Raw genomic sequence first — 15316 nt, forward strand, 5'->3', positions numbered from 1 at the left:
GGCACTATAATTGAATGTAGTACATTTATTTGTAATATTTAATTAGAGTACCATGAGTAAAGGAACAGTAAAATTCTTCAACGAGACCAAAGGTTTTGGGTTTATTACGGAAGAAGGTTCAACGAACGATCATTTCGTTCACATTTCAGGATTAGTAGATGAGATACGCGAAGGCGATGAAGTCGAGTTTGAGCTAATTCAAGGAAAAAAAGGATTAAACGCGGTAAACGTAACAGTTATAGATTAAGACGCTTAAACTTTTAAATGTAATGCCCGTCAGCAATGATGGGCATTTTTTTGTTTTAGTTTGATGAATATATGGCTCAATAAGATTTTTCTGTTGGGATGAAATTTTATTTATATAGTGGGCAGTTAAAAAGTCTATTTTACATACACGAGCATTTGGAATTAACCTGCGGATGATTTTAAATGTTGGCGAGATGATGTGTAGGATTTGGTATGTCGGATTTTTATATAATTTTTAAGGTTCTATTGTAGAAGTAATAGTGGCATTCTAAGAATTCTATTTTACATAATATAAATTATAGAACAAAATTAACACATTGTAGCTTATAGGGGAAATCCCGTTTGTTAGCTATAATGATATTATGTAAAATATCCCTCAAGCGTTGAGAATTGGTTAAAACCTACAACAGGGTCAGGAAACTTTTTTAAGCGGTGTCTGCGACGCATATTTTCATTTGTTCCATAATTAATCGTTATGTAAAATTGCCGCTGCCAAACGCTCGATTGCTTTTTAAAATCAAATTGCTCAGGCAATTTATTTTAAACACAATTTGCCATCGCTTGCCAACGCCAAAAAAAGCAAAACTTTTAGATTTTTTTGAAATTTACGATTTATGAGAAACTATACGTCAATAAATTTTTCAAAGCATTCTTGGCAGCTTGCCGCAACAGCTAAAAATTACTCTGCGAGATAATTTCTTAGCCCTTGCTAACCTATCGTCTTGATTTAAGCTTTTCTTTAAGTGCTTTTGACATTATGTAAAATAGAATTAGAGTCTATTTTTTTATTCAAAGATGGAAAATATACATAATGATAATCATTTGGTAATTTGCCAGATAACCCTATACTTACAAAGAAGTATTCTATTCTTTCAGGACATAAATCCCATCTCTCATCAAAATCAAAGGCAAACTGCTCATTGTAAAAATGCCTTTTAATTTTTATACCTATCGCAAATTCCAATAATAAAGTCTCATAGTGTGCAAAGAAAAAATGAAATAGATGCTTCGTTAATTTCATATCAATCATACCATGTTTTGAATAATTAGATATCCTTAAGACAAAATATACCAGTTTAGCAAGTGAATGATTGGCAAGGTATCCATCAAAATCATTATTCCCAGGCAACTCCCAATTTTCTACTTTTCTTGTTTCATCAAGCAAACTGATATGAGGGAACCAACCACTAAACCTATCAACATCTCTTTTTTCTTTTTGCGCAAGTCTTATCTGATTACCTAGGTCATATCTAACTTTTAAGAATTCTGTTGAATTAAGTTCTTCTAAAAGCTTGAAAGCTATGTTTCTTTTATTATTCCTTTGAGTTATAAAAAGTGTAATTAAAAAAGCGGATGTAGCAAATATCCACAATGGTAATAATTGAAAAATCTTATCTTGAAAAGTAGAGTAATTCGGATTAGTTTCACTCGTGCCCGCACTAAAAGATGCTATGATAAATAGAAGAATCAGTGCTAAACCAAAAATACCAAACCCAATTTTTCCATAAGTCCACCAACCCGTTTTCTTGAATTTTTTCCCGCTAATTCTTTGTTGTCCATTAGTTAAAATTAACTTCAAGTCTTTTTCCATATGTTTCAAGAGTCTATCTATTGTATTGCTTTTAGGTGCTGATTACTAATTTTGCCTTTAACTAATTTATCTTTTTTTCTTGATAAAAAAAGAAACAAAAAAATCAAGGCTTACAGATAATTTTAGAAACAATGTACAGGTCGGTCGCTAAATTTTAGGATCCATTGTAACTCTTAAGACCGCTTTAAGGTGAAAGAACCAATATAAACAGTCAACAAATATTGTAACCAGCCCCCTAAAATTATTAACGCTCCTCTCCCCTATTGTTTTACCAAAATTCTCTTAGGCCCTTTAAAAATTCATCGTTCAAGTGATTTTAATTTGTCAACTGCTGGTGGAAATTTAAAATCAAATTCTACTTTGCTGAATTCATTTTCTTTACACAATACAAAAAATTTCAAAAATTCTTCTTTAAATATGCTAGGTTTAGATAAATCCTCTTCACTTAAACCATTTAACCAATCTTCAAAAGCTTGGAAACTCCCGAAAATATTGTTTTTTATACCATGAGAAACTCCAATTAAATTATCCCCTCCATTTTTTCCTCGGAACGGCATGGCTTCTATGAAAGTAACTAGAAAACTATCTAAATCCTTTTTCATAAAATTAATTAACAAATCTTGGGCACCATCAAAATAACTATAACTTGTTACCCTTTGATGTTGCTCATTTAATTTCGTGGTATTTGTTTTGCAATTGTGAAATAATGCCCAAACCCTACTAGACAATTCGTCGGAGTTATCTAAATAGTCTCTTAAGTAATTAGTTAATGTATTTTTAATCTCTTCTTCAGACAAAATAAAATTATCCTCTTTAAAATTATCATCTATCACATGATTTAAAAAATCAGATTCAAATAAGAATGGTGTTTGAGAATTCCCTAAAACGTCTAGAATGAAACGCTTAAATTCTTGATTTTGCCCAGCATAAAACTTATTGGATATAATATTATCTTTATTAGAAATAAAGTTTTGTAATGTTGTGTTATCGTAACCTAATACATGTTGTCCATAGTAAGAGCTAACAACTTCCAAATTTGCAATATAAAAGATGGTTTTTACAATTTTTTCATAGTTTTCCCTAGAATCAATGTCAGCAATATTTAATTCGTAAAAACGATATTTAACTAAATCAAGTACTTTCTTTTCCTTCCATTCTTTAATTTTACCTTTTATTGCTTCAAAATCAGAAATTAATGTTTGTTTGAAATCAACTTCAGATAAATCTTCAATATTCAAATTATCTTTAAAGTATTTATGATAATTCCGTTCGAAAGCTAATGACAAATGACTTTTTTGTTGGTATGTATCTATTTCAAATAGTCTATTCATTATTTTTCCAACCTTTAAAACTATTTCCTCCTTATAATTGAGTTGCTCAAGCATAAATTTACCGAGGATTGATTCTTTGTATTCCCTAGTTCTAATTCCGAAAGTTGAATTATTATCATTCTCATATCTATTCTTTAAATAATAGATGGTCCCACCACCACCATAGGATTGACCTCTATTATTTAAAAATTTATCCTTATGTAAAAACAATAAGATGTAAATATCATAGAACTTAAATTTTAATAGTTTAAGTAAAAAATAATCTTCAAAAACCACTTCGTTTTTTATAGATACGTAATCATTAACAAAAGAATTTAAAAACCTTTTAGCGTCTCTTAAATGATTTAATGGAATATCATTTCCTTCTGTTCTAAATATTACAGAATTGGTTCCAAAATATGATTCAATTTCTTCCGTCTTGTCATCGACTTTTGATATTAATGTAGCCTTAATAAATTCTTTTATTTGAGATTGGGTAACAGGAATTAGATGCTCTTCTTTTAAGAATATCTTCTCTGAAAACTTTTCAGGTTTAGGTATGTTTAAATTTTCCAATGATTTATTCAAATAATCTTTATCAAATGCCACTACATAGACAAAACAATCGAAACTAGCGGTATTTCTAATTAGTCTTAGAATTTCGAAAATTTCATTCGACTGAAGTCGATCAAAATCATCAATGAAAATTATCACCCTTTTATTAAGGTTTTTAAGAAGAGAGTTTAAGGCCTTAAAATCAGCAGATATATTTTTTTTCAATGCGAACGTCAAAATCTCTTTTAGGCTATCTGTAAAATTAGTTTTACTGACATTCAATATAGAATGAGAGTATTTCTTTATTTCTCTGTAAACATCTTCGCTGTAAGGTCTTAGTGCTTCCTGAATTGTATCAAAGAAATCTTTAATAATTGGTTCTACCCCTAAGTTGAGCCATGGATTAAAATCAATTAAAATAAAATCTTTTTCGGTGTTCTTATTGTTGATTTCTTTTTTAAGTAAGTTCAAAAATGAAGTTTTGCCACTCCCCCATTCGCCAGTAATCCCAAATCCAATTGCCTCACTAGTCTTAGATTGAAAAATCTCGTTTGCAATTCGCTTAGCCTTATAATTTCGGTCGAGAGCATCTTCTTTTTCAAGTTTTATTGGAGAGTCGTCAAAAAGGTTATCATGATTTCCCTTTTTTTTAAACCTTTTATGAAAAACAGAAAAAATAGTAGTAAAGGGGGCTATGAGTAGATAAAATGATAATACATCAAAATATTTTAAATGTTCACAAAAAGAAAAACCATAAAAATTATAGTCGAGATAAAACCTTGTGAATAGATAAAACCCAATCGATGTTATGCTAAAGATCCATTGATGCAGAGATATATAACTTTTATTTTTAAAATTGAGATATACTTTTCGAACTATCAAAAACAATAGAATTGCAAATATTAAATCTATGGCCAGATTCGATTCTATCTTACTGAGAACGGGATTTACGACGACTTTATCAACTAGGTTCTTAATCGGGTTAAAAAACAGAATTAACAAGCCCGCAAAAATAAAAGTTACTCTATAGTTTTTTTTCATATCACCATCTATTGATTAGCCATTAGAACTCATTAAATCAAATGATGAAGGACACAATTAAAAGTTCTATTGTTAATGCAACCAAAAAATAAATTCCAAAAGCAAAAAGTTTATTTGATTTTAAAAGAATCGTTCCTTTGGTATTATTTAGCCCTCTATTTCTATCAATACTAAAGATTAAATCGTCTATGTATTCTTTTTTAAATTCGGATACTTTTTTATGACCACATCTTACAGTCTCTTCTGAACAATCTGCATATTTGAACTTCTGGATATTAAAGATTTTACTAGCGTAAAAAATTGAGGTACAAAGAAGTAAAATGGTAACTAAAAATGTCAATGCCAGTACAACCTTTAGTTCCAAGAATATGCATTTTAAGGAATCATAAAACAGCGGAAGAATAAATGTAACTATCGATATTATTAATCCTGATTGAGCAATTAATTGGGTTATCTTACTTTCCAATTTATTCATTCTGCTATCTTCATTATCAAATAACCTCAGTAGATATGAGATGTATTCATCATTAAGTTGTTTCTCTATTTGTCCTTTCTTCTTTTCTCCCATAAATTATAGCAGTATCAAGTGAGATATTGGATAATTGCATCAGAAATTTTTAAGCCTGTGTCGCTTTCAATCCATACCCATTGCCCGTTAGGGTTTATTTCTAAGAAAACATATCCGTCTTTTGTTTTTATTAAATCTATTGCACCAAACCCTAAACCCAATTCACTTACAAGTCTAAGAGCTAATTCTTGAATATCAATTGGTAAGTTGTAGGGTTCAAACTTTAATCTTTTTCTTCTCCAATCTAATTTAGAGTCCGAATCACTTTGTGAATCTACTTTTGCTGCAAAAATTTCCTTGCCAACTACGGTAACTCGAAGTTCATATTCTTTTTCGATTTCATTTTGAAAAATCATTGGAAAAGAAACAAAACTTTCGTTCTCCACATGATTTGTTTTCAAACTGTTCGTGAAAACTATTTTTTCTTCTCCGTCAGCTAAAAATCGACTTCTATATAGCGGCTTAATTATTATTTTTTTTCCATTCTCTTTGCTAAATTGTTGGATCTCTACAGAATCTGAGGAAATTATGGTATTTGGAATGGGAAAACCAAGTTTTCGAGCAACTGATAATTGAAAAATTTTATTTTCAGCCTTGTAGATATTGTTTGGATTACTTAGCCATTTATTTGTACTCAAAGTATTCCAAAGGTTGCTGAAAAAACTTTGGTAGTCTTTATTGTAAAAATCATTCTCTTCAAATGAAGAAAAAGAAATTGTTGGTACTTTGACCCTCCTAAACCAAACTGAATCAAAATGTGAAATTCCGTCTATAGCAATCTTAGTATCATTTTTTGTAGTGAATGAAATTTTATGCTTAAGTCCAATACAGTCAGTATTGAATCTCAAGTATTCGATATTTCTTTGATTTAAAATATTGACAAGGAAATCAGCCGTATAATCCTCTCTATGAGTTACAATTAAAATCACTAATCTGTATCGGTGCTTTCCATTTCAACTCTAGTAGTAGTGGCAGTAATCAGAAAATTTGATAATGAAAAAACATCATTGTCATCATCAGTTTCTTCTGAATTACCAATTGAATCTGTTCGAGTAACAACTGCCATACCCATATCCGAATCCGAATCACTTGATTCCCCTGAAACCTTAGTAAAAGTTTGAGTAACTGTATTCTCAATAGTATCTATAGCAGGTAGATTGTTGGAAACAAACACGTTTAGGTTCTTAATATCACAATATCTTGTTTCAGGAAATTCAAATTCCTCAGTTATTGTCTCGCCGTATTCAAATAGTAAGTACTTCATATTTTTTTGTTCAAATTGAAAATTCCAAATGGATTTTCATTGAAAATAAATTGTGTTAATTCAACTATTGGTATTCTTAAATATATTGAATATTAACAAGTATTCAATTACGAAAATCTATTAGGTAGTGTAAAATTTTAGTAATATAGACTTCCACATAAATCTCCAGCCTTGCTACGTCGAGTTCTGTAATAAGTTCTTAATTAATTTTTTGCATTCAAAAGTCTTAACATGTAGGTTTCCATTTTATGAAATCTGGTGGACAAAAACCCTTCATTCTAAAAGATGATTTAGTTATTCTATTTATCTCTTGTTCTTTAAATTCTCTGATAGGTGCAGACTCCACATCAATTGTGATTATTAAATTCTTCAATGTATCGACCTCCAATTTTTGCTTAATAAAGGTTACCTGTTCTTGTGTCAATTTAAATTCTTCAGCCATAATATTTGATTATTCATTAATAATTTTGATTTTTAAAGTATCTGCAAAAAACTGTTGAGGGTTATGTAAATTTGGTAGTTCCCCGTATACCTTGACCGTATCTATTCTTGTTTCTGTCGATATTTGTAATGTGGCAATAGTTTCTGCTGAGTCAATAAAAACATCTCTCGGGAAAATACTAACTGGGTCCTGTGTTTTAAAACGAAATTTAGTATTGTAGCTCGGGAACCCGTTATCGTTTGAAAAAAGAGCTCTAATTTTTGTAGTATTTCCAGGTGATAGTTTGAGTTGAACAGAATCGGCTAAAATCTGTATGAATGAAGGATATTGCGGTATGGCGTCAAAATTATACGTCCCAAGATGACTGGATTTTTCTGTTACCGCAATACTAAATGCTCCTGGTACTCTTCCTGCCTTCAATAAAACGGTATCTGTATAAGAATCTGTGATTTTGTTATACTTTATTTGTATAGTTGACGAGTTAGTGCCATTATTCCATTCGCCCCAAGTGCTTTCAAGTGAAATTTCTTTTGAACCACCATACCTAACTCCTGGGACTTCGACTTCAAAAGAATAAAATGAGAAACCATTTGCAATTATACTGTCTTTAGATTGTAAATTCCTTAGGCTAAACTGTCTATTAACAGTCAGATCTTCTTCCGAATCATAGCACCCATTCACAATCAAAGTTATAATCGTTATTAGAATTATTGTGTTATATCTCATTATTACGGATTTAATGATTTAATCGATCCATAAAGACCTTCAAATAAAGATTGTAGTTTTAAGTTGATGCTAATTGAAACCGCTTTCGCTGTTTTTATCTTAAAGGTTCCTTCACCTGAGGAATTACTATCTATTCCTCTGAAAAAAATTCCCCCATAACTAATCCTTATTGTGTGATTAATGTTAACTCCAATACCTCCATAAAGTGAGAAAGAGTTACCTACCAGATGTTTACGACGCCCCTCTTCAATTAAACTACCCGTAAAAAAAGGCACGCCTACTTGGAAAGTAAGATACTTTTTCCACCCTGGGATTTCATTAAATGGAACATCTTCATTTCTTCCGCGAATACCAAAATGAAATCCCGCAAATGGTGCAACACCTTGGAATCCTTCATCTGAGCGATAATATAACAAACCAAAATCAGGCTTAATTATCCTACTATTCCTAGTAAGGAAATTATATGAATTGGTCGTTTTCTCCAAAGTTGTGAAATTTTGTCCTATAGGTAACAACTCTTTTTTTAATTTATCATCTATCTTACTATTCTTTTGTAGCTTTTCATTAATACATATCTTATTTTCTTCCAAAATGTCAATGAAATCATCGAAATAATTTTCATATTTTGAAACTATCGAATCTGATTGTTCAAGAAGGTATAAAGATTGCTTGGCCTTGTTTGCAAGATTTAAGTGATATAATATGTTTGTTTTTTGTTCAGTAAGATTGGTTTTAGGTTCAAAACTCATGTTTAACCTGTTCTTTTCGTTCAACTCTATTCTCGTTTCTCCAGTTACAAGGTCATTTCCATATTTCTTTGAAACAACAAGAATTCCGTTTAACTCTCGAAAATCTAGACTAGAGCCATTTGGTAAGATGAACAAAGAATCATTAGTTAGATGATGTTGAATTAAACTAGTTGGATATGGATAAGAACCGGGGAAACTAATCCTTTGTGGAAAAGGAGACAAGCTTGGTTTTTCATTGTATTCTTTAAGTAAAGTTTTTATTTTAGGGATTCGATTTTTAAGTAATATTGGAGAAATAATCTCTGAAAGCTCTTTCCATTGATTTTCCGAAGTAAAATTTTTGGGAATAAGCGAAGCATAGTGTTTTCCAAAATCCCCGTAACTATCATGCTCTTCTACAAGCTTAGCTAGGACTTTAACTTTATTCAAATAATCCATAGCAACAATCAGATATCTCTTATTTGGCTTTAGGTGTTCAACACGAACAACCAAGGTATCCTTTATCCTATTTACCTCATCGAGGGGTATAATAGAAAGTTTCTTTTTGAATTGTTTTATAAGTTTCTGTCGGTTGAGTAAATGATAATTGATTAAGCTGTCTGATTTTACATACTTATTTATTTTATATTCAATTGTATAAATTTGTTTAGACAATCTGCCCAGTTCTTTCTGTGCATTTTCATCATTTGACGCTCTTGATTCAATTTCTTTTTTCCTTATTTCAAGTTGTTTTAATTGTTGTTTCCAAGAAGATTCAAGGCTTTCATTTTCCTTTAAATAATTTTCCGCCTCTGCTGAGTCAATTGAAATTTTTTTTTCTATGTCTTCTATTCTGTAGTCGGTAGTCCATCTATATTGCTTCAAAGATGTGTTTTTATCAACTACAACCTTCCCATTTTTATCTAATCGATATAGGTAAACGGCTCGATATGGTTTGTTCTTTGGGCTAACAAGTTTCAAGTTAAAATCTAGGTCAAAAGGAAAAACCTGTGTCTTTGCAGTGTCAAGAGTAAAACTTGCCTTTAGTTCTTGGGCAAATGAATTGAAATTTGTCAAAACGCCTAAAACAAATAGGCATAAATAAAATTTATTCTGATGAAATATCGAATTTTCGGACTTTAACTCCATTTGTATTAACACTTTAGAATATTCTATATTTAGATTCAGCAAATCTTTAATTTTCATCAACTAATTACAATACCCATCAAAGGGTATTTTAACTTAGGGGGAAGAAATAAATTGTAGGAAGTAATATATTTTGAGGATTTTAAATATATAAAAAATTAACAAGTATCCAATTACGGTTTTCTGTAAATAATTAATATTTGTAGTAAAATACCATTACACACACACATTGCCCTCCCTCCTACCGTCGGTCAGTAATAAGTGTTTCATTACCTTTTCAGAGAAACTTTTTAGAAGAAAAATTTAAAGAAAGTGAAGTACCAATTACTTTGCTTTACCCAAGCAAAGTTACATAACGCGGAACATTATGATACATTTTGTAATATTGGTTTAGCCCAAAGGCTGAAGCAATATTCAAGAAAGATGATGCGGCTGCCAACATACCGTAAAGGTTTAATGAAAAACGTAAGTCATAATTCTATTATGTAAAATATCCCTCACATTTGTAGCTTTTAAGCGAATTACCAACAGGGTCGTCAACCTGTTTAATTTACGCTACAAGAAAATTTTGCACACAAAAGAAAATGTAATCCAAACTTAGAAATTCCGCAACCCTCACGACAAACCTTTCGTCTGTACTCATAATTTGCCGTTATGTAAAATAGCCGCTACCAAGCGCTCGATTGCTTTTTAAATTCTAAAATGCTTAATCGCATTTTAAATTTAAACACAATTTCCCGCCACTTGCCAACGCCATTTAAAAGCTTGCCTTTTAGGTTTGTTTAAAATTCGTGTATTCGAGGAAATCTCTGCAAGATTTTTTTCTACTACATTCTCGTCAGTTAGCCGCAACAGCTAAAATTTTCTCTGCGAGCAAAATTCTTAGCCCTTGCTAACCTCCCGTCTTGTTTTATCTTTTCTTTAGGTACTTCTAACATTATGTCAAATAGAATTCAACATGCTAACCAGCAAGGTTTTTATTTATCTTTTTTTCTTGATACGGCAAAGTGTACTTTGAGCGAGAGGATGCGCTGGCGAAATCGACGCAGGAGATTCATGAATACCTTTGAAAACAATTACCAAGGAATGAACTAAACAAAAAAATGCCTGCGCTTCAACCCGCCGCCAAAAGTAATCAGCCACTGGCTAATTTCTTTTGTCACGTAGATAATTTTGGAACAGGGCTAAGCGTAAAGAAAATGTACCCAAAGTACATTTTTAGCGTAAGAGCCAGCTGGAGCGGTGGCACTCAGTCGCTATATTTTAGGATCCATTGTAGCTCTTAATAAACCCCTACCCTATTTGTTTGGTCATTTTAATAGAGTATTTAGATAAAAGGCCCACGCGCCGGCTGGCTCCTTCGCTAAAAAGGTCTACTAGACCTTTTCTTAACGCTCGGCCCTGTTTTACCAAAATTCTCTTAGGCCGTTTTCATTTTAATACTAAAACTCCCTTAATACAACATCTTTAATTTTAGCAATAGCTTCACTAACTGGCGTTTCAGATTTTCTAAGGTTTATTGCCATATGGTTGACTCCGACATTTTCATATGCTTTTAAATATTCGGTAAGATGGTTGACGCCTACTGTACCACCAAAACGCTGTGGTATAAAAGTCGCGTTGTCGTCTTTAGACAGGTTTAAATGTATAGCTGAAATATAGGGTTTTGCTGCTTGGTCTTCGTCATACAAAGCATTACACCAGTATTTTCTGTTTTCTAAAGTTTCGGCAACCGGTCTTGGGTAATTAAACCAAGCTTGTGCGTTTTTTGCTATCCAATTAATGCTTTGTCCGGAATGACCTGCTATTACAAGCGGAATGTCATTTTTCGGTTTAGGATAAACTTCTATACCGTTAGTTAAAAAATCATACTTAGATTTTAAATCGCTATTAGTTTTCCAAGCTTCTTTAATGATATCAAGATTGTTTCTAAAGATTTCCGGTCTTTTATTATAATCGATATTGTACATTGGGAACTCCACAGGTCTGTCGCCCAAACCTAAACCTAACAAGAGTCTACCATCACTTAAATTTTCTATGGTGGCAGCAGCTTTTGCTAATTTTATAGGCTGCTGTAGTGGTAATACAATTGCAGCAGTACCTAACAAAATGTTTTTGGTAGCGGCAGATAAATAGCCCAAATATGGAAGCGTATCGAACAATTGTGCACCATCGCCAAAATTAGGGTCATATACAGGAACATCTCGTATCCATAAAGCAGCAAATCCTGCTTCGTCAATTTGTTGTGCCAATGCTAAATGATTGGAAATATCGGGTACTCCAAAAGGTCTGTTGTCTTCCAAGCGTTTGCGATTTCCTTCTGATGACCAATCATTATCTAAAGGAAATTCTATGCCAAGTGTCATTTTACCTGGCTTGTATAGTCTATCAAATGGATTCATAGTGTGTGTTTAAATTCATCAGGTATCCGTTAAGACACCTGATGAACAATGTGATTAAGCATTCCAGATACTATCTGCAGTGTAGGGTCCGTTTTCAACTTCCCAAAATTTACCATCTATAAAACGGTGTCCTTTATCTAAAGCCTTCAGCAAAGCCATATCTTCTTCTGTAAGCGTATGGTTTAACGTCTCTAAATTCTGAAGTAATCTCACTTCATTTGTAGATTTAGGAATTACCGCAATGCCTCGTTGTATTGTATATGCCAATGCGACTTGTGCAGGCGACATATTTCTTGCGTTGACAATGTTTTTTATGGTGTCATTGTCTAACAAACGCAGAGTGCTATTGTCATCTACAAGCGAACCTAAAGGTGCGTAAGCGGTGAGCAGAATATCGTTTTTTACGCAGAATGATTGTAATGCTTCTTGCTGTAAAAACGGATGCATTTCTACTTGATTCATCTCTGGTTGATGCACTGCAGTCGCTAATACTTCTTTAAGCTGATTTTCATTGAAATTACTCACGCCAATATGCTTTGCAAGTCCTTGTTCTAAAGTAGCTTCCATCCCTTTCCAAGTATTGGTTAATGGTACTTCTGATAATGGAATAAAATCAGATGCTTTTTCTGGCATTTCCGTTCTTTTTTTAAGAGCGACAGGCCAGTGGATAAGATACAGGTCTAGATACTCTAGTTGTAAATCTTCTAAAGTCTGGTGCAACGCAGGAATCACATTCTCTTCACCGTGGGAAGCATTCCATAATTTGGAAGTCACCCATAAATCTTCACGCGTAACTAAGCCTTGTTTAATTGCTTCAGCAATGGCATTACCTACTTCTTTTTCGTTTCCGTAAGCCGCAGCACAATCAATATGTCTGTATCCAATTTTAATAGCAGAAAGTACAGCATTGTACACTTCATTTGGTTCAGATCTAAATGTTCCTAAACCTAGAATTGGCATTTCGTCGTTGTTTCTAAATTTTAATGTAGTCATCATTATATATTTATATTTTTTCTTTTTTGAATAAAACTAGGGTCAACAAGAATCCTACGATTACTAGTATACCCCCTACCCAAGGCGTCGCTTCAATACCTAAGCTCGATTCTACAACCATTCCGCCTACATAAGCGCCAATAGCAATACCTACATTAAATGCGGCAATGTTCAAGGCAGATGCTACATCTTCGGTTCCTGGTAAGTATTTTTCAGCCATTTTTACGACATATAATTGTAATGCCGGTACGTTTGAAAACGCTAGGATTCCCATAAAAAATAGGGTTACGATGGCAAAAATCTGACTAGAAGCGGTGAAGTATAATACAAACAACACTATAGCTTGTAAAGCAAACATTACCAATAAGGCTTTTCCTGGTTTGTTGTTAGAGACTTTACCACCTATGATATTTCCAATTGCGATGGCAATACCGTAAATTAAAAGGAATATACTGGTCATATCTGAAGAAAAACCAGTAACCTCTTCTAATAACGGTGTTAGATAAGTAAAAGTGACAAACGTACCACCATAACCAAATGCGGTAATGGCTAATACCAATAAAATAGACGGATTCTTAATCACTTTTAATTGGTCTATAAGACGTAATGGCGCTGATTGTTTGATGTTTTTAGGCACCAAAGCTAAACTAGCTATTGCACCTACTAATCCTAAAAGGGCTACACCAATAAAAGTTGCTCTCCATCCAAAATTCTGACCGATATATGTTCCTAAAGGCACACCGGTTACAATAGCTACAGTAAGACCTGCAAACATTATAGAAATGGCAGTTGCCCTTTTATCTTTTGGCACTAAACTAGCTGCAATGGTAGACCCGATAGAGAAAAATACACCATGCGCAAAACCTGTTACCACTCTTGATAATAGCAACAACTCAAAACTTGGTGAGATAGCTGCCAATCCGTTACCAACAATGAAAAGCAACATAATTCCCATTAATAATTGTTTTCTAGGAATTTTACCTGTTAATGCAGTTAATATGGGAGCACCAATGGCAACACCAATAGCGTACAGACTAACTAATAATCCTGCTGATGTTAATGATGTGCCCAGGTCGTTTGCAACGGTAGATAATAAACCTACAATTACAAATTCCGTTGTTCCTATGGCAAATGCACTTATGGTCAATGCCCATAATGCGGCTGGTAGACTCTTCTTTTTGGCTACCGTAGTATCTCTATGTATTGTTGATGTTTCCATAATTTCTAATTGTTTTTTGTAACTGTTATTTAATGGCGACAGGGTTTATTTGTACTTGCGTAGAGCCTTCATATAAAGGATGACCCAATACAAAAAGGAATTCCCAAACTTTATCTTCTACCAATTCATCTACAAGAATGTTTTCCAATACTTGTACACCGTACTCGGTTGCCATCATTTGATTTACAGGGAAAGAAAGTGCGCTGTTTTCGTGTGGTAAAGCCTCAAAAGACCAGTTGTCTGCGCCTGCTGCTACAATTCCTTTTTTACCTAAGTAATGTGCAGCTTCCGTACCAATACCAGGTCCGCCAGCTAGGTAACGTTTGTCATCTTTACCCATTAATTTGGTCCATCCTGTATAAAACAGAACCACATCTCCTTTACGGATTTCAATGCCTTGTTTTTTGGCTACTTTTTCAATGTCTTCAACTGTAAAAACAGTACCTTCTTTTACAATATCTTGATTGTAGTATGAGCGCATATCTAGCACAACACCTCTAGTAACAATTGGAGGTAATTTTTCTAGCCCTAATTTTTTTACACCAGAAACGGTTAAAAAATCTTCAACTTTATGTCCGTTATAATGCACATTGTCTCTACCGTAATGTGCCAATCCGTTTATTTGAGATCCAACACCTGTCCAACCAATCAATTGATCATCTACGTAGGTGAATTTATTAGAACCTGCAGCGGCAGTTTCTGGTTGTAAAGTTTCAATATGAAAGTATCTGTGACGGAAAGCTGCGGTTTCTGCATTTACCACCATTCCTAAGCGGTATACTTTTCCTTTTTTAACCAATTTTACGGCATCTAAAACCGTTTCTTCATTTAAAAGATTAAGTGCACCAATTTCATCGTCTGCTCCATAAGGTGACGTTGGTACTTGTTGTGCGTTTGTACTTAAAGCAGTAAAAAGTGTAGCTGCTAACGCCATTGTTTTTAAAGTATTTACTATTGTTTTCATTTTATTATATTTTTAATTTCTGATACAAATTTCCGATTAAAGCCAAGTGTGTGCGAGGATGTACATCACCATTTTAAAGTGATGTATGTCACATTTAATACTGCTCATACATCACCTTATT

At 32.9% G+C, this 15316-nt stretch carries 13 protein-coding genes; 1 reads left to right on the forward strand and 12 read right to left on the reverse strand.

What is annotated here, in order from left to right:
- The first annotated feature begins 52 nt into the window (after window positions 1-52).
- A complete protein-coding gene (locus CHB68_RS07875; RefSeq protein ID WP_089260297.1) occupies window positions 53-247 on the forward strand; it encodes a cold-shock protein in 195 nt (64 codons plus the stop codon).
- A 738-nt stretch (window positions 248-985) separates the two neighbouring features.
- On the opposite strand, the gene CHB68_RS07880 is transcribed toward CHB68_RS07875, so the two are convergent.
- From CHB68_RS07880 to CHB68_RS07935, 12 genes are all read right to left on the reverse strand, one after another.
- Window positions 986-1837 (reverse strand): hypothetical protein, encoded by an 852-nt coding sequence (locus CHB68_RS07880; RefSeq protein ID WP_089260298.1) that lies wholly within the window; start codon window positions 1835-1837, stop codon window positions 986-988.
- Window positions 1838-2136: 299 nt separating this feature from the next.
- A complete protein-coding gene (locus CHB68_RS07885) occupies window positions 2137-4743 on the reverse strand; it encodes a KAP family P-loop NTPase fold protein (RefSeq protein WP_089260299.1) in 2607 nt (868 codons plus the stop codon).
- Window positions 4744-4780: 37 nt separating this feature from the next.
- Window positions 4781-5311 (reverse strand): hypothetical protein, encoded by a 531-nt coding sequence (locus tag CHB68_RS07890; protein ID WP_089260300.1) that lies wholly within the window; start codon window positions 5309-5311, stop codon window positions 4781-4783.
- Between the two features lie 14 nt (window positions 5312-5325).
- Window positions 5326-6240 (reverse strand): MvdC/MvdD family ATP grasp protein, encoded by a 915-nt coding sequence (locus CHB68_RS07895; protein ID WP_089260301.1) that lies wholly within the window; start codon window positions 6238-6240, stop codon window positions 5326-5328.
- Window positions 6240-6575 (reverse strand): hypothetical protein, encoded by a 336-nt coding sequence (locus tag CHB68_RS07900; protein WP_089260302.1) that lies wholly within the window; start codon window positions 6573-6575, stop codon window positions 6240-6242. Before CHB68_RS07900 ends, CHB68_RS07895 begins: the two co-directional genes overlap by 1 nt.
- 226 nt (window positions 6576-6801) lie before the next feature.
- Complete coding sequence (locus CHB68_RS07905) at window positions 6802-7017, reverse strand: hypothetical protein (protein ID WP_089260303.1); 216 nt, start codon at window positions 7015-7017, stop codon at window positions 6802-6804.
- Between the two features lie 9 nt (window positions 7018-7026).
- Complete coding sequence (locus CHB68_RS07910) at window positions 7027-7743, reverse strand: hypothetical protein (protein WP_089260304.1); 717 nt, start codon at window positions 7741-7743, stop codon at window positions 7027-7029.
- Window positions 7744-7745: 2 nt separating this feature from the next.
- Complete coding sequence (locus CHB68_RS07915; protein ID WP_089260305.1) at window positions 7746-9677, reverse strand: hypothetical protein; 1932 nt, start codon at window positions 9675-9677, stop codon at window positions 7746-7748.
- A gap of 1382 nt (window positions 9678-11059) precedes the next feature.
- On the reverse strand, window positions 11060-12019 hold the full coding sequence (locus CHB68_RS07920; RefSeq protein ID WP_089260306.1) for a TIGR03571 family LLM class oxidoreductase: 960 nt from the start codon (window positions 12017-12019) through the stop codon (window positions 11060-11062).
- 54 nt (window positions 12020-12073) lie between these two features.
- Entirely contained in the window at window positions 12074-13015 is a 942-nt protein-coding gene (locus CHB68_RS07925) for an aldo/keto reductase (protein ID WP_317043809.1), read from the reverse strand.
- Between the two features lie 7 nt (window positions 13016-13022).
- Window positions 13023-14231 (reverse strand): MFS transporter, encoded by a 1209-nt coding sequence (locus CHB68_RS07930; RefSeq protein ID WP_027067511.1) that lies wholly within the window; start codon window positions 14229-14231, stop codon window positions 13023-13025.
- A gap of 25 nt (window positions 14232-14256) precedes the next feature.
- Window positions 14257-15195, reverse strand: a complete 939-nt coding sequence (locus CHB68_RS07935; RefSeq protein ID WP_089260307.1) for a cyclase family protein — start codon at window positions 15193-15195, stop codon at window positions 14257-14259.
- Window positions 15196-15316: the final 121 nt, after the last annotated feature.

The organism is Maribacter sedimenticola, assembly GCF_900188415.1.
Classification (GTDB): Bacteria; Bacteroidota; Bacteroidia; order Flavobacteriales; family Flavobacteriaceae; genus Maribacter; species Maribacter sedimenticola.

What these genes read in the sequence shown, in the direction of transcription:
- CHB68_RS07920 (WP_089260306.1), bottom strand. Translation starts at nt 12,019, where the DNA reads ATGAATCCATTTGATAGACTATACAAGCCAGGTAAAATGACACTTGGC.
- CHB68_RS07885 (WP_089260299.1), bottom strand. Translation starts at nt 4,743, where the DNA reads ATGAAAAAAAACTATAGAGTAACTTTTATTTTTGCGGGCTTGTTAATT.
- CHB68_RS07875 (WP_089260297.1), top strand. Translation starts at nt 53, where the DNA reads ATGAGTAAAGGAACAGTAAAATTCTTCAACGAGACCAAAGGTTTTGGG.
- CHB68_RS07880 (WP_089260298.1), bottom strand. Translation starts at nt 1,837, where the DNA reads ATGGAAAAAGACTTGAAGTTAATTTTAACTAATGGACAACAAAGAATT.
- CHB68_RS07910 (WP_089260304.1), bottom strand. Translation starts at nt 7,743, where the DNA reads ATGAGATATAACACAATAATTCTAATAACGATTATAACTTTGATTGTG.
- CHB68_RS07905 (WP_089260303.1), bottom strand. Translation starts at nt 7,017, where the DNA reads ATGGCTGAAGAATTTAAATTGACACAAGAACAGGTAACCTTTATTAAG.
- CHB68_RS07890 (WP_089260300.1), bottom strand. Translation starts at nt 5,311, where the DNA reads ATGGGAGAAAAGAAGAAAGGACAAATAGAGAAACAACTTAATGATGAA.
- CHB68_RS07930 (WP_027067511.1), bottom strand. Translation starts at nt 14,231, where the DNA reads ATGGAAACATCAACAATACATAGAGATACTACGGTAGCCAAAAAGAAG.
- CHB68_RS07935 (WP_089260307.1), bottom strand. Translation starts at nt 15,195, where the DNA reads ATGAAAACAATAGTAAATACTTTAAAAACAATGGCGTTAGCAGCTACA.
- CHB68_RS07900 (WP_089260302.1), bottom strand. Translation starts at nt 6,575, where the DNA reads ATGAAGTACTTACTATTTGAATACGGCGAGACAATAACTGAGGAATTT.
- CHB68_RS07915 (WP_089260305.1), bottom strand. Translation starts at nt 9,677, where the DNA reads ATGAAAATTAAAGATTTGCTGAATCTAAATATAGAATATTCTAAAGTG.
- CHB68_RS07925 (WP_317043809.1), bottom strand. Translation starts at nt 13,015, where the DNA reads ATGATGACTACATTAAAATTTAGAAACAACGACGAAATGCCAATTCTA.